Raw genomic sequence first — 23540 nt, 5'->3', positions numbered from 1 at the left:
AGCGCGCGGGACGCGCGGATCGCGCGGGTGGCGCGGGACGTGGGCGGCGGCTGAACGGCCACAGAGGCACGGCTTCGACTCCAGCGATCGAGAAAGCGACAAATAAACGCGCCGATCTTGCCCGCTGTGAACAACCTGTGGACAGCCTTAAGGACAGCTCTTGTGCAGACCTTGACCGCCTCTTACTGAACCTGACCGATTTGCTGTCGGGCGCCCCTTTGCGGCTTGTGAACGCCTTTACCGATCCGTCATGTCATCCGTATCGGTTCTTCACCTGACGGTGACTCAAGTGGAGTCAGGTGCGCCACTTTCGCGTCCGTGTCGCCCGCGTTCCCCGCCGTCCTCGCACGGGTCACGCCGTCAGCCGCCGCACTGCCTCAGCATGGCCTGCTTGTCCGCGGGCGTCACCGGCAGCTTGTACTTCAGCGAGACCTGGGCGAACCGCACGCTGTACGAGCACCGGATGCCCTTGCTCGGCGGCAGCCAGGTCGCCGGGCCCGAGTCGCTCTTGGCGCCGTTGGTGGGACCGTCCACCGGGAGCAGGTTGAGCGGGTCGTTGGCGATCTGCTCGCGCTTCTCCTTCGTCCAGTGCGCGGCACCCATCTGCCAGTCGTAGGACAGCGGCATCACATGGTCTATCTGCACGGTGGTCGCGTGCGACTTGGTCCACTCGATCGCCCGTCCCGTGTACGGGTCGTCCAGGGTCATCGAGGTCACGACGCAGTTGGAGCCCTTGCGGAAGCCGACGTCCCGGCCATCGCGCCTCAGCAGGTCGTTGCGGGTGTCGCAGCCGTTGTGCGACAGCGGGACGCCGTCGACGTTGTCCATCCACGCGTAGCCGAACCGGTCCCGGGCGTAACCGGTCTTGGGGCCGCGCCCCTTCGTCGTCACGGTCCCGATGAGCTTGCGGGCAGCGGCCCGGTCGGCATCGCTCGTCAGGGCGGCCAGGCCCGGCTTCGTCCCGTCCGGGTTCTTCAGCGGGCTGACCGCGTGCCCGTCCGGGGCCGGGGCCGCCGGCGCCCCGCTGTCCTGGGCGGACCCGGTGTCGGTGACGTCCTTGCACCCGGCGGCCAGGACCACCGCGGCGCACACCGCGAGCCCGGTACGCACCAGGGAGCGCCCCACGTCCCGGTGTCCCGCACGCCCCGCGCGGTCCTCGGTGCCTCGGCACACCTCTGCGCCCATGAGCCCTCCCCATGCCTTGCGGCCCCGCCCCTGGTGCGCGCGGGCCTGTCATCCGTCTGCCCACCGTAACCAGGACGATGTGCCGGACACTTGGGGCGCGAAGGGGCAGACGGCGCGGGTGGGGCGTATCGGCGGGCGTGACGGCGGACGTAGTGGTGAACGTCTCGCCGGGACCCGCTTCTCCGGCGGGAGGCCCCGCCGGAGAAGCCCGGGATGCTACGACCCGAGGACCGAGGCCAGGAACTCGCCCACCCAGCCCAGCAGTTCCCGGCCGACCAGCGGCTTTCCGCCGACCTTGGCGGTCTTGGGGCGGGGGACGAGGACCTGCTGGGCGGCCGGCTTGACGACCGTGCCCGGGTACAGGCGCTTGAGGCGCAGCTCCTGGGACTCGCGCAGCTCCACCGGGGCGAAGCGGATGTTGTTGCCCTGCAGGACGATCTCGCCGACACCGCAGGCCCGGGCCAGCATGCGCAGGCCCGCCACCAGCAGCAGGTTCTCCACCGGCTCCGGCAGCTTGCCGTAGCGGTCGGTCAGTTCCTCGCGGACCGCCTTGATGTCCTCCTCCGAGGCGGCGGAGGCGATGGCCCGGTAGGCCTGGAGACGCAGCCGCTCGCCGGGCGCGTAGTCGTGCGGGACGTGCGCGTCGACCGGCAGCTCGATCTTGACCTCGAGCGGCGCCTCCTCCTCGGCCCCGCCCGTCTCCAGCTGGCGCCGGTAGTCCGCGACCGCCTCGCCGACCATGCGGACGTACAGGTCGAAGCCGACGCCCGCGATGTGCCCGGACTGCTCGCCGCCCAGCAGGTTTCCGGCGCCGCGGATCTCCAGGTCCTTCATCGCCACGTACATGCCGGCGCCCATCTCCGTGTGCTGGGCGATGGTCGCCAGGCGCTCGTGGGCGGTCTCCGTCAGCGGCTTCTCCGGCGGGTAGAGGAAGTAGGCGTAGCCCCGCTCGCGGCCGCGGCCCACCCGGCCGCGCAGCTGGTGCAGCTGGGAGAGGCCGAAGTTGTCGCCGCGCTCCACGATGAGGGTGTTGGCGTTGGAGATGTCGATGCCGGACTCGACGATCGTGGTGGACACCAGCACGTCGAACTTCTTCTCCCAGAAGTCGACGACCACCTGCTCCAGCGCCTGCTCCGACATCTGGCCGTGGGCGGTGGCGATCCGCGCCTCGGGGACGATCTCGCGCAGCCGGGCGGCGGCACGGTCGATGGACTCCACCCGGTTGTGGATGTAGAAGACCTGGCCCTCGCGCAGCAGTTCGCGGCGGACCGCGGCGCCGATCTGCTTCTCCTCGTACGGCCCGACGAAGGTCAGCACCGGGTGGCGCTCCTCGGGCGGGGTGGTGATCGTGGACATCTCCCGGATGCCGGTGACCGCCATCTCCAGGGTCCTGGGGATCGGGGTGGCGGACATCGTCAGGACGTCGACGTTGGCGCGCAGCTTCTTGAGCTGCTCCTTGTGCTCGACGCCGAAGCGCTGCTCCTCGTCGACGATGACCAGGCCCAGGTCCTTGAACTTGGTCTCCGAGGAGAACAGGCGGTGGGTGCCGATGACGACGTCCACGGCGCCCTCGCGCATGCCCTCCAGGACGGCCTTGGCCTCGGTGTCGGTCTGGAACCGGGACAGCGCCCGCACGTTCACCGGGAACTGGGCGTAGCGCTCGGAGAACGTCCCGAAGTGCTGCTGCACCAGCAGGGTGGTGGGGACGAGCACCGCGACCTGCTTGCCGTCCTGGACGGCCTTGAAAGCGGCCCGGACCGCGATCTCGGTCTTTCCGTAGCCGACGTCGCCGCAGATCAGCCGGTCCATCGGGACCGACTTCTCCATGTCCTCCTTGACCTCGGCGATGGTGGTCAGCTGGTCCGGGGTCTCCGCGTACGGGAAGGCGTCCTCCAGCTCGCGCTGCCAGGGCGTGTCGGAGCCGAAGGCGTGTCCGGGCGCCGCCATGCGGGCGGAGTACAGCCTGATCAGGTCGGCGGCGATCTCCTTGACCGCCTTCTTCGCCCTCGCCTTCGTCTTCGTCCAGTCCGCGCCGCCGAGCCGGTGCAGGGTGGGCGCCTCGCCGCCGACGTACTTGGTGATCTGCTCCAGCTGGTCGGTGGGGATGTAGAGGCGGTCGCCGGGCTGGCCGCGCTTGGCGGGGGCGTACTCCACCACCAGGTACTCGCGGGTGGCGCCCTGCACGGTGCGCTGCGCCATCTCGATGTAGCGGCCCACACCGTGCTGCTCGTGGACGATGTAGTCGCCCGACTCCAGGGTGAGCGGGTCGATGGTCTTGCGGCGGCGGGCCGGCATCCGGGCGCCGTCGCGGCTCGCGGTGCGCTGGCCGGACAGGTCGGTCTCGGTGAGCACCGCCAGCTTCAGCACCGGGTCCACGAAGCCGTTGTCGATGCAGCCGCACGCCACGTGCACCACCGACGGGGTCAGCTCTCCGAGGTCGCCCGTCCGTCCGTCGGTGACCGCCAGGCGGGCCGCGATGCCCTCCCCGCCGAGCACCTCGACCGTGCGGGCGGCCGGGCCGTGCCCCTCGGTGACGAAGACGGTGTGCCAGCCGTCGGCGAGCCAGCCCTTGGTGTCGGCGAGCGCCTTGGCCGTGTCGCCGCGGTAGCTCTCGGGCGCGTGCATGCCCAGCTTGAGCGTGTCGGTGTCCTCGGCCGTCGCGTCCGCCGCGAACGGCGAGACCGACCACCACATCATGTCCAGCGCGCGCGCCCGGTCGCGGACGTCCGCGATGGACCACAGGGAGGCCGCGCCGACGTCGATGGGCGCCTCGCCCCCGCCGGCGGTTGCCGCCCAGGACGCCTGGAGGAACTCCTGGGAGGTGGCCACCAGGTCGGCGGCGCGGGTGCGCACCCGCTCCGGGTCGCACACGACGGCCATCGCGCCCTTGGGCAGCACGTCGAGCAGCAGCTCCATGTCGTCGACGAGGACGGGGGCCAGGGACTCCATGCCCTCCACCGCGATGCCCTCGGCGATCCTGCCCAGCAGCTCGCCCAGCTCCGGGTGCCGCTCGGCCAGGTCCCGGGCCCTGGCCCGCACGTCCTCGGTGAGCAGCAGCTCACGGCAGGGCGGGGCCCACAGACCGTGCGCGGCGACCTCCAGGGAGCGCTGGTCGGCGACCTTGAAGTAGCGGATCTCCTCGACGTCGTCGCCCCAGAACTCGATGCGCAGGGGGTGTTCCTCGGTGGGCGGGAACACGTCGAGGATGCCGCCGCGCACGGCGAACTCGCCGCGCTTCTCCACCAGCTCCACCCGCGCGTACGCGGCGGCGGCCAGCGCCTGGACGACCTCCTCCAGATCGGCGTTCTGCCCGGTTCTCAGGGCCACCGGTTCCAGGTCGCCGAGGCCCTTGACCTGGGGCTGGAGCACGGAGCGCACGGGTGCGACGACGACCTGGACCGGGCCGGTCTCCGGGTCGTCGGCCCTCGGGTGGGCCAGGCGGCGCAGCACGGCGAGCCGGCGCCCCACCGTGTCGCTGCGCGGGCTGAGCCGCTCGTGCGGGAGGGTCTCCCAGGAGGGGTACTCCACCACGCCCTCGGGCGGCAGCAGCGAGCGCAGGGCCGCGGCCAGGTCCTCGGCCTCGCGGCCGGTCGCCGTCACCGCGAGGACCGGGCGGCCGGCCTCGCGGGCGAGGGCGGCGACCGCGAAGGGGCGGGCCGCGGGCGGGCCGACCAGGTCGACGTGCATGCGGTTGCCGTCCGCCGCGGCGGTGATCGCTTCCGCGAGGGCGGGGTCCTTGACGACGGCGTCGAGCAGACCGTGCAGGCTCATGGAGGGGCTTTCCGTCCTGGGGTGGCGGGTGTGGGCAACGCGAACGGCCCGACTCGTGCGACGGGCCGGGGTCCCTTCAGCGTACGACGCCGGCGGCGGGACCGGTGGGGCTGTGGACGACGCCCCGCGTGTCGAACGGTTGAGCGACGCGGGGGCGGGGCCAGGGGTGTTGCGCCCCCGCCGCCCCTTCCCGTCCCCCGCCCCGGGGGCCGTCCCCGGGACGGCGCTCCGGCCCCGCCCCGCCCTCGAACCCTCCCGGGCCGAGCGGGCAGGGGCCCCCGGGCGGGCTGGAGCACACGAGCCCGGGGCCGGGAAGTCCTGTGACTTCCCGGCCCCGGGCTTCCCCGTGACCCCCGTCCACGGAGGTCCGGCACGCTCGCCGGCCCGTGGCGGATCGCCGGTCCGTGGCGATCCCCGGCCCGTGGCGGATCGCTAGTCCGTGGCGATCCCCGGCCCGTGGCGGATCGCTAGTCCGTGGCGATCGCGTTCAGGACGTTCATCCGGCCGGCGCGGAACGCCGGGACCAGGGCGGCGAACAGGCCCACGAAGGCCGAGCCGACGAAGACCCCGATGATGGTCGGCCAGGGGATCTCCAGGACGTGCAGGCCCTCCAGTGCGAGCAGCTTCTGGGCGGTGGCGCCCCAGCCCATTCCGAGGCCGAGGCCGAGCAGGGCGCCGAACAGGGCGATCACCACCGACTCCAGGCGGATCATGCGGCGCAACTGACGGCGGGAGAGGCCGATGGCCCGCATCAGACCGATCTCGCGGGTGCGCTCCACCACCGACAGGGCCAGGGTGTTCACCACGCCCAGGACCGCCACGATGATGGCGAGCGCCAGCAGCCCGTAGATCAGGTCGAGGAGCTGCCCGATCTGGTCCTTCAGCTCCTGCTTGTAGTCGCTCTGGTCGCGCACGACGTACTGCGGGTATTCGTGCAGCTTCGCCTTGAGCGCCTTGTACGCCGCGTCCTGCTGCCCCTTCTTCGCCATGCCGAAGACCAGCGCGTCCAGCGGCATCCGTTCGGCCGGGACGTACTTGGCGACCGTGTCGATGGCGACGTACATCGAGTGCTTGTCGACCACCACGTCGTCGCTGGTGATGGCGCGGACGGTCAGCTTGGCCGTCCGGCCGCCCTTGAAGGCCACCGAGACCGTGGAGCCGACCTTGAGGCCGTGGTCCTCGGCGAAGCCCTCGAACACGGACATCGAGTCGGCCCGGTAGGCGTCGGCCAGGTCGCCCGCCACCGTCTTGGTGCGCAGGTCCTGGGCGTACGTCGGGTCGGCGGCCTTGACCGTCTGCTTCTTGGTGACCGCGCCGTCGGGGGTGGTCAGGGTGGCCTCGGCCGGCCGGTACTCGGTGACCCGCTCCAGCTCCGGCACCGACTTCACCGCCCGCACGGCCTGTGTGGTGATCAGCTGCCCCCGGTCGGACTGGATGATGAAGTCCGTGCCGACCGTCTTGTCGAGCTGGTCGGTGGCCGAGGCCACCATGGAGGAGCCCACCACCGACAGGCAGGCCACCAGGGCCAGGCCGATCATCAGGGCAGCGCCGGTGGCGCCGGTGCGGCGCGGGTTGCGCAGCGCGTTGCGCTCGGCCATCCGGCCGACGGGACCGAAGACCCGCAGCAGCACCGCGCCGAGCACCCGGACCACGCCGCTGGCCAGCAGCGGGCCGACGACCACGAAGCCGATCAGGGACAGCACCACGCCCAGCCCCAGCCACAGCGAGCCCTCGCTCGCCTTGTCGGCCGCGGCCGCCGCGTACAGCGCCGCCCCGCCGGCGCCGGTGAGCAGCACCCCGAGCAGGGCCCGGACGCGTCCGGCGCGGGCGTCGGCCGGGGCGCCGTGCTCGCGCAGCGCGGCCATCGGCGAGATCCTCCCGGCGCGGCGGGCCGGCAGGTAGGCGGCGAGCACGGTGACGACGACGCCGAGGACGAGGCCGGTGACCGGGGTGGTCCAGGCGACGGTCAGGTCGTCCGTGGACAGGTGCATGTCCATGAAGCCCATGAGCTTCATCAGCCCGACCGCGATGCCGATGCCGGCGCCGACGCCGAGGACCGAGCCGACCACGCCGAGCAGCAGCGCCTCGACCAGCACCGAGCGGTTGACCTGCTTGCGGGAGGAGCCGATGGCGCGCATCAGGCCGATCTCCCGGGTGCGCTGGGCGACCAGCATGGAGAAGGTGTTGATGATCAGGAAGATGCCGACGAGGAAGGCGATCCCGGCGAAGCCGAGCATCGCGTACTTCATGACGTCGAGGAAGCCGCCGAGCTGCTTGCGGTTGGCGTCGGAGACCTCCTTGGCGGTCTGCACCTTGTAGCCGCCGCCGAGCGCGGCCGTCACGTTCGTCTTCAGCCGCGCGTCGCTGACGCCGGCGGCCGCGGTGACGTTGACGTTGGTGTAGACGCCGGTCCGGCCGACCAGGGTCTGCTGGGCGGTCTTCGTGTCCAGGTAGAAGATCGCGGCGCCGGGGTTGGTGACGGTGAAGGCGGCGATGCCGGAGACCTTCGCCGGGTGGGTGCCCACCGCGCTGATCACGGCGATCTGGTCACCGAGCCTCAGGTGGTGCTTGTCTGCGGTGTCCTCGTCGACCATGACCTGGTCCGGGCCCCTGGGCGCCGCACCGGAGGTGATCTTCATGGTGCGGGCGTCGTTGGCACTCCAGCTGCCGACGATGGTGGGCCCGCCGTTGCTGGGCGACAGGCTGTCCTTGCCGGCGTCCACGACGGTCACGGAGGTAGAGGCCACCGTGCCCTCGGCCGACCGCACGCCGTCCGCGCCGCGCACCGTGCCGAGCACGGAGGCCGGCATGACCGGCGGCAGGCCGTTGCTGGAAGTGGTCTCGCCGGTGTCCGAGGCGCCCTTCGGGCTGACCGTCACGTCGGAGGAGGTGGCGGCGAACAGCTTGTCGAACGTGGTGTTCATCGTGTCGGTGAACACCAGCGTCCCGCAGACGAAGGCCACCGACAGCAGCACCGCCACGGCCGACAGCGCCATGCGGCCCTTGTGCGCGAAGAAGTTGCGCAGCGAGGTCTTCAGGACGGTCATGAGGTACGCCCCCGGGCGTCGAAGTCCTTCATGCGGTCCAGGACCTGGTCGGCCGTCGGCTGGTACATCTCGTCGACGATCCGGCCGTCGGCGAGGTACAGCACCCGGTCGGCGTAGGAGGCGGCCACCGGGTCGTGCGTGACCATCACGATCGTCTGGCCCAGTTCGTCCACCGACCTGCGCAGGAAGCCGAGGACCTCCGCACCGGCCCGCGAGTCCAGGTTGCCGGTCGGCTCGTCACCGAAGATGATCTCGGGGCGGGCGGCCAGCGCCCGGGCCACGGCGACGCGCTGCTGCTGTCCGCCGGAGAGCTGGTTGGGCCGGTGCTTGAGGCGGCCGGCCAGGCCCACGGTCTCCACCACCCGGTCCAGCCACGCCTGGTCCGGCCTCCGCCCGGCGATGTCCATGGGCAGGGTGATGTTCTCGATCGCGTTCAGCGTCGGCAGCAGGTTGAACGCCTGGAAGATGAAACCGATCCGGTCCCGGCGAAGCTGGGTGAGCTTCTTGTCCTTCAGCCCGGTTATCTCGGTCTCGTCCAGGTGGATCTGACCGCCGCTCACCGTGTCGAGTCCGGCGAGGCAGTGCATCAGCGTGGACTTGCCGGACCCGGAGGGGCCCATGATCGCGGTGAACTGGCCGCGTGCGATGTCCACGTCGACGTGGTCGAGGGCGACGACACGGGTCTCCCCGGTCCCGTACGCCTTCACGACCTGCCGCGCCCGCGCGGCAACGGCCGTAGTCCCTCCAGTACCCCCGTGCCTGGGAATGGTCACAGCCGATGTCACGGTAAGTCTCCTATATCGGTCGGCGACGCGACGAGCGTCGCCCGAAGCGGATGGATCGGGTTCGTACGACGTGCGCGCCGCATACATGCCGCAGTTGTGCGACGTGCGTGCGAGGTGCGAATCGGTACGCCGACGAGTCTGGTCGGCGCGGCCCCCCGGCGCGCTGGTGCTCAGCGCAGTCTTCCGCTGGGGAAAACCCCACCCCCCTCGGTGCGGCGGGCCACCCCAGCGGCGTGAAGCCAGGTTAAGGACGACCACCCGGCCGTCTCGTCCTCCGCCGGAACGAACCCTCCCCGACCCCGAGTACGGAGCTACCCCTAGGGGCTCTCCACCGACAGGTGGACCCCTTCTCAGGGTCGCCTCCACCCACCGGCCCACCGAGCCTCCACCCTTCCGTCGCGTGAAGGTCAAGCGCGGAACGGATTCCCGCTGTTCGAGGGACCGTCGCCCGCCTGCCGAGCCGCCCCCGACGAACCCTCCCCGCCTGGCCGTTGCCCGAGGAGCCCTCCCCGCCGGTCCCCTCCGTGCCTGGCCGTCCCCCGAGGAGCCTCCCCCGCCGGTCCCCTCCATGCCTGGCCGTCCCCCGACGCGCCCTCCCCGTCGGCCCCCTCCATGCCTGGCCGTCCCCCGAGGAGCCCTCCCCGTCGGCCCCCGCCGACCCCGGTCTCCGTCCGGACGCCCGCTCCGTCGCGCCCACCCTGGCCCACGGACTTCTCGTGCCGCCGATTCACCCGAACAGGGCTGCCGCGCACCCTGACCGGCGGCCTACCGGGCCGCATCCTGACGAGGGCGGTGCGGCGGGAGAGCCGAGCGGGACGGTGGGCGAGGGGGCCGGCGGTACGGGGGGAGCCGAGCCGGTCACTGCGACACCCAGGCCCGCCCCGTCAACGCCTTGATACTGCTCTGCACGGTGTCCATCTGCGCCCGTACGTCGTCCCACACCTCACCGTGTTCGCGCAGCACCTGCTCCGTCTCGCGGGCGGTCCGCTCCGCCCGCAGCCTCGCCTCGGCGAGCACCTCCGCCGCCCGCGCCCGCGCCTCCTCGGGCCCGCGCCGCGCGAGCTCCCGCGCGGCGGCGAGCGCCCGCTCCGCCTCGGCCAACGCCGCCTCGACGGCGGCCAGCCGCCGGGCCTGCGCCGCTTCCAGCGCCGCCACCCGCCCGCGTTCCTCCCGCTCCGCCGCGACCAGCCGCTCGTCGTGCTCGCGGCTCTGCTCGGCGAGCATCCGGGAGGTGCGCTGCCGCATCTCCCGCAGCGCCGCCAGCGCCGCGCCACGGGTCTCCTTCACCTCGCGCCGGACCGAGATCCGCAGCTCGTCGGCCTCCGCCTGGGCCACGCGGATCCGGCGCCGGGCCTGCTCCTCGGCCTGCGCGCGCACCGCGTCGGCGTACGCCCGCGCCTCCTGGAGCACGCCCTCGGCGCGTGCCCGACCCGCCTCCACCTGGCGGCGGGCCTCGCGCCGCGCCCGGTCCCGGACCGCTTCGGCCTCCTGCCGCCCCAGCTCGTACAGCCGCCGGGCACCGGGCCCCAGCGACTCGTAGGTCTGCGCGCCGAGCCGGGCGACGGCCTCCCGCAGGGACTCGGCCTCCGCGTCCATCTCCCTGGCCAGGACCGTCAGCCGCGCGGCGCGCTCCCAGGCCGCGTCCCGGTCCGCGGAGAGGGCGTCCGCGAACGCGTCCACCTGACGGGGCCGGTAACCACGCCCCCGCACGACCACGAAACCATGGAGCGACGCGGACGACCCGGGCGTGCCGGACGTCCCGTACGCCCCGGAGCGCGCGGACGGTCCGGACGACGTCGATGACCTCGAAGGTCTGCTCACCCTGGACCCCTTCCCGCCGAAGCCCCACGCATGGATGCGTCACGATGATTTCGCGCACATCTTGATGTATAGGAAGGAAATGTGCATAACGCGACACTCCGGGCGGGCGCTTCCGGCCGACGCGTGAACGACGAAGGGCCGGGCCCGATCACACGACCGGGCCCGGCCCCACACACCGTCAGACGCGCACGCGCTCAGCCACTCGAGCGGTCAGGCGCTCACGCACACGCTCACAGCAGTCCGTCCCACATCTGCTCCAGCAGCACCGACCACCAGCTCTCCGGCGAACCCAGCGCCGCCGGGTCCAGCGAGGCGAGCTGTGCCTGGAAGTCGACGGTCCAACGGCCCGCCTGCTCCTGGTTCAGGCCGTAGCGCAACCGCCACATCCGCCCGAGCAGCGCCAGACAGCGCGCGAATTCCGGCAGGCCGGTGTTCACGAACTGCGGCGGCACGGACGCGCCGCCCGGCCCCGCCTCCACCGGCACCGCCACGATGTTCGCCGTGCCGTACTGCACGCAGATCGCCTTGCCGAAGTCGCTGCCCATGACCAGGTACGAGCCCGCGTCCGGCGCCGGCCGCACCCCGCGCTCGGCCGCCAGCTCCGCCAACGTCGGCACCGGCCGCCCCGGCTGGGCCTGCGCCCAGAAGAACGGGCCCATGTCCACCGGCAGGCCCGCCACCACCAGCGTGTGCGCCACCGCCGGCGGCACGCCCTGCCGGGACACCGCCGCCTGTTCGAACCGGAAGACGCCCGGCCCGAACGCGGCGCCCAGTTCCTGGGCGATCCCCTCCGGCGGAAGCGGGGGCGCGGGCTGCACCGGCGACAACGGCGCGCGCACCGGGCCCGGCCGGGCCGGACCGTCCGCCACCTGGTGCAACTCGCCCTGGTGCGCGAGGAGCTGCGCCATGCCCTGCTGACGGCTGGCGTGGTCGGCGCCGTACGGCGCGATCGAGGTGATCCGCGCCTGCGGCCACTGCTCGCCGATCATCCGGGCGCAGTACGCACCCGGCAGCCGGCACGACTCCAGTTCCGTGTGCAGCTCCAGCACCTGGTCCGGCGGCACGTTCATCGCGCGCAACTCGTGGAAGATCTGCCACTCCGGGTGCGGCGTACCCGGCGCCGAACGCCGGATCAGCTGCTGCTCGGAGCCGTCCTGCGCCCGGTAGCGCAGCACGGCCTGGTAGCCGGGGCCGACCGTCGGCTGCCCGTGCTGGGGATAGCCGTACGCCGGGGGCGGCGGCCCGGGGACGGGCTGCCCGGGCGGCGGCATCGCACCGGGCGGCACGGGACGCGGGGCTCCCGGAGGCATGCCGGTGGCGCCGGGCGGCGGGGGCGGCGGAGGCGGGGTCCCGGGGACGCCGGCGCCGGAAACGCCCGGTCCGTGCTGCGGCGCGGCCCCGCCCGGGCCGCCCGGCGGGGGCCCGGCCAGCATCGTCGCCGCATGGTGCACGGCACCCTGCCCGGCCCCGGGGGCACCGGGAGCGCCGGGGACGCCCGGCGGCTGCGGGGCGCCGGGCGGGCCGGGCGGAGCGGGAGGGGCGGGAGGGGCGGGAGGCTGCGGGGCGGCCGCACCGGCCCGGCCGGGTTCGGCGAGCATCGTGGCGGCATGGTGCACACCACCCGGTGGCGTGCCGCCGGGCGTGCCGGGCACGTTCGGCGCACCCGGCGTTCCCGGGGCACCCGGCGTTCCCGGAGCACCCGGCGTTCCCGGAGCTCCCGGCGTTCCCGGGGCACCCGGCGGCAGCGGCGCGCCCGGGGCCTGTGGCCCGCCCGGCGCGACAGTGCCCTCGGGGCCGTCGGGACCCAGCGAGGAGACAAGCTGGGTCGGCACGTACCCGCCAGGAGCACCAGGTCCGCCAGGCGCTCCTGGTGATCCGGGCGCTCCGGGCTCGGGTGAGGCGGGGGTCCCGCCCGGACGCGCGCCCGGCACTCCGGGAGCACCCGGTGGCGGAGGCGTGTTCGAACCGCCCCGCCCACGGCGCGGCGGCGGCGCGGCCTTGCTCGTCGCTGCGTCGGCGATGTCACCGGCGTTCGGCGGCAGCGGCCGGCCGGGCACGGCGGAACCGCCGGGCGCGGCAGCGTGCGGCACGCCGCTCGGGGGCGGAGGCATCGGCGCGCCACCCGGGGGCGGAGCCGTCGGCGCGCCGGACCCCTGCGGGTAGCCGTACGGCGGCGCACTGGGCGGCGGAGCAGACGTTCCCGGCCCAGCCGGAACCGGCGGAGCGGGCGGCGGAGTACTGCCCGGGGGCGGAGGGGGCGTGCTGCCCGCAACCGGCGGCGCAGGGGTGCCCGGAGCCGCCGGCGCGCCCGGCATCCCGGGAGCGGCGGACCCCGGCCCGGGGCCGTACGACGGACCACCCGGCGGCGGAGGCGGCGGAGTGCTGCCCGGAACCGGTGAGGCGGGCGGCGGAGTGCTGCCCGGGGGCGGAGGCGGCGGAGTGCCGGGAGACAGCGGCGCGCCCGGCGGCGGGGGCGGCGGGGTGCTGCCCCGGGGTACGCCCGGCGCACCCGGAACGGCAGCACCGGGGCCCGGGGCGGCGCCCGGCACGGAAGCGCCAGGAGTGCCGGGGGCGGGGGTACCGACAGCGGGAGTGCCCGGAACAGGGGTGCCCGGAACAGGGGTGCCCGGAGCGGGAGTGCCCGGAGCACCGAGGGCCGGTGCCACTGCCGTACGCGGAAGCCCGCTGCCGGCGGCCATCAGCGTCGTCTTGGCGTCCGGCGCGGCGGCGGGCGGCGGGGTGCCGCCGCCCTCCTCGCCCAGCGGCGGTGCGAACACGGTCGCCGGCAGCGGCACCGAACGGTCTTCCCCGGAGTCGGCGTTGGTGTCCGTACCGGCCCACGGGGTCGCCCCGCCGGGCACCCCGGACCCGCCGGCCCCCGCACCGGAGGGCGAGGCCCCCGCCGGAACTCCGGCCTGGGTCCGCGGCAGGGAACCGCCGGCGCCCGACCCGGCGCCCGCACCCGTACCCGAGCCGGCGGCCGGAACGGACCCGGAACCGGCACCACCACCGGCGGCTCCCGCCCCGGCGGCCGCGCCACCGGCGGCTCCGGCGTCCGCGGCCGCACCACCGGCGGCACCGCCGGACGTCCCCCCACCGGCCCCGCCCCGCCGGTCCGGGATGCCCAGCTTGTCCGCCGCCTCCTGCAACCACTCCGGCGGACTCAACAGGAACGACGTCTGGTTCAGATCCACCCGGGCCGCAGGCGCCGGCACGGCGTCCTGCACGGCGTCCGGACGGCCGTACTCCTCCTCGTACCGGCGGATCACCTCCCCCACCGGCAACGCGGGCCACAGCGTGGCCTCACCGCTGTCCCGGGCGATGACCAGCCGCTGCGCGCCCCCGCCCGAACGCGGCGCCTCCGCACGGTCCTCGGCCCACACCACGAAACCGAGCTCGAACTCCCGCACCCGCACCACACGGTGCTGATACGACGGCACATCGCCGTTGATCCACTCCTCCGCGCGCTCCTGCGCCTGCGCGAACGTCACCATCGCTTCAGCTCACTCCCCGGAAGAGACGGCGACGACGCGCGCGAACCCGCCGTCCACCATCAGGTTCGCCACCGTCTCCAGCTCCGGCGGAGACCCCGCCAGCCGGGACAGGAACGCGTCGAAGTCCGCACCGCACGGCAGCAACAGCCGCTCCACACGATCCGCCTGCGGCCACGCCGGATCGACGTCCCGCACGTCGTCGTACGCGCAGAACCACACCGAACCGGCCCGCTCGCCCTTCACCTTCACGGCGAGCAGCCCGCCCTGCACGAACGCGACCCCCAGATAGTCCTTCGTCAGGTGGTCGCGCAGACACTTGTTGACGTACACCAGGTCGTTGACCGCCGCCTCCTCCCGCACCGTGAAGAACGGCTGGTCGATCAGCAGCCCCAACTCCGCGTCCAGCGCGGTGCCGACGGGCGCACAGCCCCCCGCCGCCTTCAGGAACGACCGGTACGCGCCCGGCAGCCGGTACCCGAGGTCCTCCTCGACCCCCTGCACCTGCTCCTCCGAGACCGCCGCGCCCGACTTCGGCAACCCGAAATGGGCCGGCCTGGTCTCCTGCAACGGCCGCGTACCCCGCTTCGCCTGATCGACGTTCGCGGTCGCGATCCCACCATGGTGCCGCAGCAGCGCCTTCACCTCGACCGGGACCAGCTCCAGACGCCGGCCGCCCGCCACGTGGTGCCACGTCCAACCGTGCGGAGTCGCCACGCTCGGCACCGTGTCCCACAGTTCATGCCCGGCCGCCGCCAGCGCAGCGTTCGCGGAGACGTAGTCCGTCAGCCGCAACTCGTCGACACCGAAACCCTCCGGCGGCTCGGCGATCTCCACCGCCGCCCGCGCGTACGGCGAGAAGTCCGGGTAACCACGCTCGTCCACCCGCACCCCCCTCGGGTGACGGGCGGCCCGGACCGGATCGGGGAAGTGCACGATCTGCCCGGCATAGGCCGCGTTCGGCGGCGCGACCCCTCCTCCGGCCTGGCGGCCGGGTGGAACCCCCAGCCCGAGCCGACCTGTCGTCATGGCGGTTGCCCCCTGCGGCACTCTGGACGGCCCACGGCGACCGGCCGCATCCGCTCCGGCGAGCCGAGACCCGTATCGACTACTTCTCTCCAACGCGTACACGCGTTCACCCGGAACGCGACGACCGCACGCACCGCGGCGCGCCGCGTGCCGACAGCCTATGCGGTACACCGGCACCGGTCACCGGCCCACCACCCACCGGCCCCACACCTCCCCGACCCGGCCCGCCCCCGCCGTGACCAGCCGTCACCCCACCGTGACGCACCGCCCCGAACAGGGCGTGTCGCACCGCCCCAGCTTCCGCACCCGCCACGCGATTTGGCACTCTGTGTCCTCCGGGGGGATGCTCCAGAGGGGAATGATGATCATGAACGCGACGCAGACGGGACCGCGGACCGACGCGTCCGGCGACCCGCGGATCGGCTGGAGCAGCACCCGGACGCCCCACGCGCCCACCCTCCAGCACCGCCGCGACGGCATACTCCCCGCCATCGCCGCCGCCCTCTCCGTACGCGGCACCACCCTCACCGGCACCGCCTCCCGCGGCGACCAGCCCCCCACCCTGCACCCCCTGGTCCAGGACTTCCTCGACACCCTCACCAGCGCCCAGCGCGACCGCTTCACCGGCCGCTGCGCCGAGACCATCCTCATCTCGCGCCGCATCACCGCCGCCGAGGCCTCCCGCAGCAAACGCGCCGCCCGCAAACCCATGACCAACGGCGAGGCCCGCAAAGCCCTCAAACAGGCCAAGCTCACCGCCCGCCGCATCCGCGAGGACGGCGACCCCCTGCACGGCAGCTTCGCCGCCCCCTGCCGCGCCTGCACCGCCCTCAGCGCCCACTTCGGCGTCCGCATCGTCGACCCCACCGGCGACGACGGCTGACGACCACCCCGCACGACACGCCCCACACCCCGGCCACCGCACCACCGGCCCACACCCGCCGACCGGCGGCACGGACCCGCACCCCGGACCACCCGCCGGCCGGACCCCGGGCACCCACCCGACCCCGCACGGCCACCGCCGCCTCGACGAACGAAGGGCAGATGCACACCGACCGCCACCCCTCCCCCCAGCTCTCGGCCCCGCTCGAACAGGGCGCACCCCCGCCCCGCTTCACCGCACCCGTGGACGCCGCCCTGCGCGCCGCAGGCTGGCAACCCGGACGCTGGGACATAAAGCAGGCCGAGATCTGGGCCGACACCCTGCGCGAACACACCTCACCGGCCGGCCACCGCCACAGCGTCTTCCCCGCCGCCGTCGAAGCCTGGGCGGAATTCGGCGGCCTGCGCCTGACCCCCACCGGACCCGGCCGCCAGATCGCCCCCGCCGAACTCCACCTCGACCCGCTGAACGGCCTCCACATGGCCCGCACCCTCGGCGACCTCGGCCGCGCCCTCGGCACCGAGGTCTGCCCCCTCGGCAACGAGACCGACACCCAGGCCCTGCTCGCCATCGACGCCGAGGGCCGCGTCTACGCCCTCGACCACACCGGCGACTGGTACCTCGGCCCCGACATCGACCAGGCCCTCACAGCCCTCGTCTCCGGCATGACACCCGTACGCCTGACCGCGAGCTGACCACCCCACCACCGACGACGCACCGGACACCCCCACCACCACCGACGAAAAACGGCGCACCGGGCCCCCGCACCACCACCCCGACCCGCCACCGCACGCCCCACCACGGACCGGCCACCGCACCACGGCACACCCGCCCCAACCCGGACCGAGCACCCACCGCACCCGCGCACCTCGGCGCACCCACCGCACCCACCGCCCCCGGCGCCCCTACGACGCCGGAATCACCGCCGACACCCGGAAACCCCCCGCGTCCGTCGGCCCCGACACGAACACACCGCCCAGCGCCACGACCCGCTCCTTCATCCCGAGCAGACCGTTCCCGCCGGACGGCAGCCGCACCGACGACGCCGACGCCTGCTCCGGCGGCGGCTCGTTCTCCACCTGCATCGCGATCTCCGAGACCCGGTGCGCCAGCCGCACATACGTCTTCGCCCCCGCCGCGTGCTTGTGGACGTTGGTCAACGCCTCCTGCACCACCCGGTACGCCGTCTGCTCGATCTCCGCCTCGTACGACCGCGACTCCCCCTGCACCGACAGATCCACCACCATCCCCGCGGCCGCCGACTGCCCGACCAGCTCCTCCAGCTCCGCCAGACACGGCCCCTCCACGCCACCCGCCCCACCGACCGCCCGGGAAGCCGCCGCGGCCGCCGCCACCCCCACCGCGACCAACGGCACGGACGCCGAAGCCCGCTCCCGACGCTCCCGCTCCTGGCCCTCCCCGCTGCGCAGCACCCCCAGCATCTCCCGCAGCTCGGTCAGCGCCTGGCGACCCATGTCCCCCACCAGCGCGGCGTTCCGCACCGCCTTCTCCGGATCCTTGCGCGCCACCGCCTGAAGGGCCGCCGCATGGACCACCATCAGACTCACCCGGTGCGCGACGACATCGTGCATCTCCCGCGCGATCCGCGTCCGCTCCTCGTTGCGGGCCCACTCCGCCCGCTCCTCCGCCCGCTCCGCGAGCAGCTGCAGCTCCCGCTCCAGACTGTCCGCCCGCTCACGCAGCGACTCCATGAGCCGCCGCCGCGCGCCGACGTACAGACCGAGGAGGAGCGGAGGCGCGGTGAGCCCGAGCGAGGTGGTGACGGCGGCGAACGGAACGAACCAGTCCCCCAGGGTGAAGTCGCCCCGGGCCATGTCCTGCCGCACCCGCACGAACGTCACGATCATCGTCCCGAGCAGCGACATCCCGGCCAGCGCCGCGATGACCCGCCGCGGCAGCTCACAGGCGGCGAGCGTGTAGAGACCGACGATCCCCATCAGGAAGCCCATCTGGGCCGGCGTCACGGCGATCGCCACCAGCACCACGGCGATCGGCCAGCGCCGCCGCACGATCAGCACGGACCCGGCCAGCAGCCCGAACACCACCCCCGCGAGCAGCGGGACCCCCGCGTCCCGGGCGAACGGCACCCCCTCCGCCGCACACTCCGCCGCGGACACCAGCGCCAGACTCCCGTCGAACAGCGCACTGCGCCACCGCGTCCACCACCACGGCCCGGTCAGGGCCGTGGCGCGGTCTTCCCCCGTCGTGGTCATGGCTCCAGCCTACGGGCGGCCGCACCGGCTTTTCCGGCGAGTTTCGCGTACGGACACCCAACACACCGAGTAATCGAAGGACAGCGGAAACGTCCGAAATCCCTCGAACTGCTGAACATCCCCCGTTCGATCCCGGAACCAGGCATTCCGCCCGGACGGTATGCCCATGGCACATTCGCACGGCAAGTACGCCGACTTCGAGGCCCTGCGGGAACGGGCGGTCGCGCTGCGGCGCGGGGGCCACAGCCTCCGGCGGATCCGGGACGAACTGAAGATCTTCAACAACGACATCCTCAATCAGCTTGTCAAGGGCGAACCGCCGCCGGAGTGGACGAAGCGCCCACGAGCCAAGGACGACATGCGCGCGAAGGCACGTGAGCTGCGCCTCCGGGGCTGGACCTACGACCAGATCGAGGCGGAGCTCGGCTGCTCGCGGAGTTCGGTGTCGCTGTGGGTGCGGGACCTGCCGAAACCGGAGCGGCGTGACCCGTCCGAGCAGGCGAGGCTGGCGGCACGCAAGAGGTGGGAGCACGAACTCGCCGTCCGGGACGAGGTGCGGCGGCGGACCAAGGCCGCCGCCGCACAGGAGATCGGCGAGATGTCCACTCGGGACCTCTTCATGGCAGGAGTGGCCCTCTACTGGGCGGAAGGAGCGAAGGACAAACCGTACGACCGGCGGGAAGCCGTGGTCTTCGTCAACAGCGACCCGGGAGTGATCCAGATCTACCTGGCCTGGCTGCGCCTCCTGGGCGTCGAGGCGGACCGCCTGCAGTACCGCGTGATGATCCACATGACGGCGGACACGGAGGCGGCCAAGCGCTACTGGGCCGACCTGGTAGGCGTCGACGCCGCCACGTTCCAGAGGACGACGATCAAGAAGCACAACCCGAAGACGGTGCGCAAGAACGTGGGCGAGAACTACCGGGGCTGCCTTGTGATCAAGGTGTCGCAAGGCGCCGAGCTCTACCGCCGTATCGAGGGTTGGTGGAGCGGGATGGTGGCCCAGGCTCCGGCGCGTCTCCGGTAAGGTCTGACGCAGCCATCCGCCATGGGGTAATCGGTAGCCCGCGGGACTTTGAATCCCTGTAGTGCTGGTTCGAGTCCAGCTGGCGGAGCAGTCAAGTTCGGGTCCTGACCTACACAGGTCGGGACCCGCTCTCGTTCCCCCCGCCAACCGCCCCGGTATCCTGCGGGTGTCCACCTCACCCAAAAGCCGAAGGGCATCCCGTGAGCGCCATTCGCCCGGCAGCCGTCGTCGTTCTCGCAGCGGGTGAGGGCACCCGTATGAAGTCGGCCACGCCGAAGGTCCTGCATGAGATCTGCGGCCGTTCCCTGGTCGGTCATGTGCTGGCCGCCGCACGCGAGTTGAAGCCCGAGGACCTGGTGGTCGTGGTCGGGCACGCGCGGGAGAAGGTGATCGCGCACCTCGCCGAGGCCGATCCCCAGGCGCGTACCGCCGTGCAGGAGAAGCAGAAGGGCACCGGGCACGCGGTGCGGATGGGCCTGGCGGAGCTCGGCGGGTCCGTCGAGGGCACGGTGGTCGTGGTGTGCGGGGACACGCCCCTGCTCACCGCTGAGACGCTGGCGCGGCTGACCGCGACGCACGGTGCGGACGGCAACGCCGTGACGGTGCTGACGGCCGAGGTGCCGGACGCGACCGGGTACGGGCGGATCGTGCGCGACACCGGCTCGGGCGCGGTGACCGCGATCGTGGAGCACAAGGACGCGACCGAGGCGCAGCGGGCGATCCGGGAGATCAACTCCGGGGTGTTCGCGTTCGACGGGCGGTTGCTGGCGGAGGCGCTCGGTCAGGTGCGGACGGACAACAGTCAGGGTGAGGAGTACCTGACCGATGTCCTGGGGATTCTGCGTGGGGCGGGTCATCGGGTGGGGGCGTGTGTGGCCGGTGATCATCGGGAGATCGCGGGGATCAACAACCGGGTGCAGTTGGCCGAGGCGCGTCGGATCCTGAACGAGCGGCTGTTGACGGCGGCGATGCTGGCTGGTGTGACGGTGGTGGATCCGGCGTCGACGTGGGTCGATGTGTCGGTGACCTTCGAGCAGGATGCGGTGGTGTTGCCGGGGACGCAGTTGCTGGGGGCGACGCATCTGGGTGAGGGGTGCGAGGTGGGTCCGAACAGCCGGCTGACGGATACCCGGGTGGGTGCCGGGGCGCGGGTGGACAACACGGTGTCGGTGGGGGCCGTGGTGGGTCCGGAGGCGTCGGTGGGGCCGTTCGCGTATCTGCGGCCGGGGACTCGGCTCGGGGTGAAGTCGAAGATCGGTACGTATGTGGAGACGAAGAACGCGCGGATCGGTGAGGGGACGAAGGTTCCGCATCTGTCGTACGTGGGTGATGCGACGATCGGTGATTTCACGAACATCGGTGCGGCGAGTGTGTTCGTGAACTATGACGGGCGGGACAAGCACCACACCACGGTGGGGTCGCACTGTCGTACCGGTTCGGACAACATGTTTGTGGCTCCTGTCACTGTCGGGGACGGCGCGTACACCGCTGCCGGCTCTGTGATCACGAAGGATGTGCCGCCCGGTTCGTTGGCCGTGGCCCGTGGCCAGCAGCGGAATATCGAGGGTTGGGTGGCTCGTAAGCGTCCGGGGAGCGCGGCGGCGAAGGCGGCCGAGGCGGCGGCTCCGGGGGCGGAGGACGAGGCCTGACCGGAAACGGGTGCGTCGAATACGGCGTACCGTGATAAGTGCACATCCGCACCCCACCAGCTGAGACGGCCTCTCGCGCACGGTTGACACGGTTGCCGAGGTCATCTCGACATGCGAACACCCTCTGAGGAGACAGTGCTGTGACCGGGATCAAGACGACCGGCGAGAAGAAGATGATGTTCTTCTCCGGCCGCGCCCACCCCGAGCTTGCCGAGGCGATCGCCCACAAGCTGGGTGTGGGGGTCGTCCCGACGAAGGCGTTCGACTTCGCGAACGGCGAGATCTATGTGCGGTATCAGGAGTCGGCCCGTGGTGCGGACTGTTTCCTGATCCAGAGCCACACCGCTCCGATCAACAAGTGGATCATGGAGCAGTTGATCATGATCGACGCGCTGAAGCGTGCGTCGGCCCGCTCCATCACGGTCATCGTGCCGTTCTACGGTTACGCGCGGCAGGACAAGAAGCACCGGGGTCGTGAACCGATCTCGGCGCGTCTGGTGGCCGATCTGATGAAGACGGCGGGTGCGGACCGGATTCTGGCGGTGGATCTGCACACCGACCAGATCCAGGGTTTCTTCGACGGTCCGGTGGATCATCTGTTCGCGCTGCCGCTGCTGGCGGACTACGTGGGCAGCAAGGTGGACCGTTCGAAGCTGACGGTGGTCTCGCCGGACGCGGGCCGGGTCCGGGTGGCCGACCGTTGGTGCGACCGGCTGGGCGCGCCGCTGGCGATCGTGCACAAGCGTCGTGACAAGGACGTGGCGAACCAGGTGACGGTGCACGAGGTCGTCGGTGATGTGGAGGGCCGGATCTGTGTGCTGGTGGACGACATGATCGACACCGGTGGCACGATCTGTGCGGCGGCGGACGCGCTGTTCGCGCATGGTGCGGAGGATGTCATCGTGACGGCCACGCACGGTGTGCTGTCGGGTCCGGCCGCCGATCGGCTGAAGAATTCGAAGGTGAGCGAGTTCGTGTTCACGGACACGCTGCCGACGCCGGGTGAGCTGGAGCTGGACAAGATCACTGTGCTGTCGATCGCGCCGACGATCGCGAGTGCGGTGCGTGAGGTGTTCCAGGATGGTTCGGTGACGAGCCTGTTCGACGAGCAGTAAGGGTTCTGCACAGCCTGTGGACGGTGTCCGCGGGCGGCGCTGGAGATCCTTTTGGGTACGGCCTTCCTCTCCGAGTAGACTGCTCGAGTTGCTCGGCGAGGGAGGCCGTGTCCGTTTTCCGGCGGATGCGGTGGTCCGTTATCGACGCGCTCTTCGTAGCAGGCCGTTCGTGGCCGGGTGACCACTGTCCCTACTTCTACGAGGAGTGAAGAGCATGTCCGAGGTGAAGATCTCCGCCGCGACGCGTACCGAGTTCGGCAAGGGTGCCGCGCGTCGTGTCCGTCGTGACAACAAGGTTCCCGGTGTGCTGTACGGTCACGGCACCGAGCCGGTGCACCTGACGCTGCCGGGTCACGAGCTGCTGCTGGCGCTGCGTACGCCGAACGTCCTGATCTCCCTGGACATCGACGGCAAGACCAACGAGCTGGCGATCCCGAAGTCGGTGCAGCGCGACCCGCTGAAGGGCTTCCTGGAGCACGTCGACCTGCTGCTGGTCAAGCGTGGCGAGAAGGTCACGGTCGAGATTCCGGTGCACACCGAGGGCGAGCTGGCCCCGGGCGGCAACCTGCTGGAGCACGTTCTGGCCGCGCTGCCGGTCGAGGCCGAGGCCACGCACATCCCGGAGCAGGTCACCGTGTCCGTTGAGGGTCTGGAGGCCGGCGCCTCGATCCACGCCAAGGACATCACCCTGCCCAGCGGTGTGTCCCTGGCCGTGGACGAGGACGCGGTGGTGCTCCAGGTCCTGGCCGCGCAGGCCGAGGAGGCCGCCGCGGGCGAGGAAGGCGAGGCCGCGGAGGCCGCCGAGGCCTGATCCTCAGCCGTCGTTGTCTTCGTCAGCCGCTGCTTCCCCCGGGGAGCGGCGGCTGGCGCGTATCGAGGAGAGATGGACGTGACCACCCCGGCGACTTCCGCGAGCGCCCCCTGGCTGATCGTCGGCCTGGGCAATCCCGGACCGGAGTACGCCATGAACCGGCACAACGTGGGGTTCATGGTGGTGGATCTGCTGGCCGACCGTATGGGGGGCCGGTTCAAGCGGGCGGGCAAGGCGCAGGCGCAGGTGGTGGAGGGCCGGATCGGTCCGCCGGGTCCGGACAGCCGCCGGGTGGTCCTGGTGAAGCCGATGTCGTTCATGAACCTGTCGGGCGGGCCGGTGAACGCGCTGCGGGACTTCTACAAGGTGCCGTTGGCGAACATCGTGGCGGTCCACGACGAGCTGGACATCGACTACGGGGTGCTGCGGCTGAAGCTGGGCGGCGGCGACAACGGGCACAACGGCCTGAAGTCGATGACGAAGGCGATGGGCGCGGACTACCACCGGGTGCGGTTCGGTATCGGGCGTCCGCCGGGCCGGATGCAGGTGGCGGACTTCGTGCTGAAGGACTTCTCGTCGGCGGAGCGCAAGGAGCTGGACTACTTCGTGGACCGGGCGGCGGACTCGGTGGAGTGTCTGCTCGCGGAGGGGCTGGAGCGGGCGCAAAGCGCGTACAACTCCTGACTTGTCCG

Annotated in this window: 16 protein-coding genes and 1 tRNA gene; 9 read left to right on the top strand and 8 right to left on the bottom strand. The window is 72.4% G+C overall.

Annotated features, from left to right (window positions below; translation table 11 throughout):
- Positions 1 to 360: 360 nt before the first annotated feature.
- From ACF061_RS14740 to ACF061_RS14715, 6 genes are all read right to left on the bottom strand, one after another.
- Positions 361 to 1125, bottom strand: coding sequence for an HNH endonuclease family protein (locus ACF061_RS14740; RefSeq protein WP_392267327.1), 765 nt, complete (start codon positions 1123 to 1125; stop codon positions 361 to 363).
- A gap of 276 nt (positions 1126 to 1401) precedes the next feature.
- Positions 1402 to 4956, bottom strand: a complete 3555-nt coding sequence (gene mfd / locus ACF061_RS14735) for a transcription-repair coupling factor (protein WP_392267239.1) — start codon at positions 4954 to 4956, stop codon at positions 1402 to 1404.
- A 467-nt stretch (positions 4957 to 5423) separates the two neighbouring features.
- Positions 5424 to 8003: an ABC transporter permease gene (locus ACF061_RS14730; protein WP_392267238.1), complete on the bottom strand. Its 2580-nt coding sequence runs from the start codon at positions 8001 to 8003 to the stop codon at positions 5424 to 5426.
- Positions 8000 to 8788, bottom strand: a complete 789-nt coding sequence (locus ACF061_RS14725; RefSeq protein ID WP_392267237.1) for an ABC transporter ATP-binding protein — start codon at positions 8786 to 8788, stop codon at positions 8000 to 8002. The genes ACF061_RS14730 and ACF061_RS14725 overlap by 4 nt, the downstream gene beginning before the upstream one ends.
- A gap of 858 nt (positions 8789 to 9646) precedes the next feature.
- Positions 9647 to 10468 (bottom strand): cellulose-binding protein, encoded by an 822-nt coding sequence (locus ACF061_RS14720; protein WP_392267236.1) that lies wholly within the window; start codon positions 10466 to 10468, stop codon positions 9647 to 9649.
- Positions 10469 to 10839: 371 nt separating this feature from the next.
- Positions 10840 to 13470: an SUKH-4 family immunity protein gene (locus ACF061_RS14715; RefSeq protein ID WP_392267235.1), complete on the bottom strand. Its 2631-nt coding sequence runs from the start codon at positions 13468 to 13470 to the stop codon at positions 10840 to 10842.
- Positions 13471 to 13729: 259 nt separating this feature from the next.
- On the opposite strand from ACF061_RS14715, the gene ACF061_RS14710 reads away from it, so the two are divergent.
- A complete protein-coding gene (locus ACF061_RS14710) occupies positions 13730 to 14038 on the top strand; it encodes a hypothetical protein (protein ID WP_392267234.1) in 309 nt (102 codons plus the stop codon).
- A 74-nt stretch (positions 14039 to 14112) separates the two neighbouring features.
- Here ACF061_RS14710 and ACF061_RS14705 read toward each other — a convergent pair whose 3' ends face one another.
- Entirely contained in the window at positions 14113 to 15129 is a 1017-nt protein-coding gene (locus tag ACF061_RS14705; protein WP_392267233.1) for an SMI1/KNR4 family protein, read from the bottom strand.
- Positions 15130 to 15487: 358 nt separating this feature from the next.
- On the opposite strand from ACF061_RS14705, the gene ACF061_RS14700 reads away from it, so the two are divergent.
- Positions 15488 to 16012: a YwqJ-related putative deaminase gene (locus ACF061_RS14700; RefSeq protein ID WP_392267326.1), complete on the top strand. Its 525-nt coding sequence runs from the start codon at positions 15488 to 15490 to the stop codon at positions 16010 to 16012.
- A gap of 161 nt (positions 16013 to 16173) precedes the next feature.
- Positions 16174 to 16707 carry an SUKH-3 domain-containing protein gene (locus ACF061_RS14695; protein ID WP_392267232.1) on the top strand — a complete coding sequence of 178 codons (534 nt, stop codon included), beginning with the start codon at positions 16174 to 16176 and terminating at the stop codon, positions 16705 to 16707.
- 210 nt (positions 16708 to 16917) lie between these two features.
- On the opposite strand, the gene ACF061_RS14690 is transcribed toward ACF061_RS14695, so the two are convergent.
- Positions 16918 to 18246, bottom strand: coding sequence for a sensor histidine kinase (locus ACF061_RS14690; RefSeq protein ID WP_392267231.1), 1329 nt, complete (start codon positions 18244 to 18246; stop codon positions 16918 to 16920).
- 166 nt (positions 18247 to 18412) lie between these two features.
- On the opposite strand from ACF061_RS14690, the gene ACF061_RS14685 reads away from it, so the two are divergent.
- From ACF061_RS14685 to pth, 6 genes are all read left to right on the top strand, one after another.
- The gene (locus ACF061_RS14685) at positions 18413 to 19273 is read left to right on the top strand and encodes a hypothetical protein (RefSeq protein WP_392267230.1); all 861 of its coding nucleotides are present in this window, start codon (positions 18413 to 18415) and stop codon (positions 19271 to 19273) included.
- A gap of 15 nt (positions 19274 to 19288) precedes the next feature.
- Positions 19289 to 19361: transfer RNA gene (locus ACF061_RS14680), tRNA-Gln, on the top strand.
- Positions 19362 to 19473: 112 nt separating this feature from the next.
- Positions 19474 to 20922, top strand: a complete 1449-nt coding sequence (glmU, locus tag ACF061_RS14675; RefSeq protein ID WP_392267229.1) for a bifunctional UDP-N-acetylglucosamine diphosphorylase/glucosamine-1-phosphate N-acetyltransferase GlmU — start codon at positions 19474 to 19476, stop codon at positions 20920 to 20922.
- 140 nt (positions 20923 to 21062) lie between these two features.
- The gene (locus ACF061_RS14670) at positions 21063 to 22037 is read left to right on the top strand and encodes a ribose-phosphate diphosphokinase (protein ID WP_392267228.1); all 975 of its coding nucleotides are present in this window, start codon (positions 21063 to 21065) and stop codon (positions 22035 to 22037) included.
- 214 nt (positions 22038 to 22251) lie between these two features.
- Entirely contained in the window at positions 22252 to 22848 is a 597-nt protein-coding gene (locus ACF061_RS14665) for a 50S ribosomal protein L25/general stress protein Ctc (RefSeq protein WP_392267227.1), read from the top strand.
- A gap of 72 nt (positions 22849 to 22920) precedes the next feature.
- Positions 22921 to 23532: an aminoacyl-tRNA hydrolase gene (gene pth / locus ACF061_RS14660; RefSeq protein WP_392267226.1), complete on the top strand. Its 612-nt coding sequence runs from the start codon at positions 22921 to 22923 to the stop codon at positions 23530 to 23532.
- Positions 23533 to 23540: the final 8 nt, after the last annotated feature.

This window comes from Streptomyces sp. NPDC015220, from assembly GCF_043079345.1.
Classification (GTDB): domain Bacteria; phylum Actinomycetota; class Actinomycetes; order Streptomycetales; family Streptomycetaceae; genus Streptomyces.
Note: the sequence above shows the minus strand (reverse complement) of the source record. Positions and strands in the feature narration are given on the sequence as shown.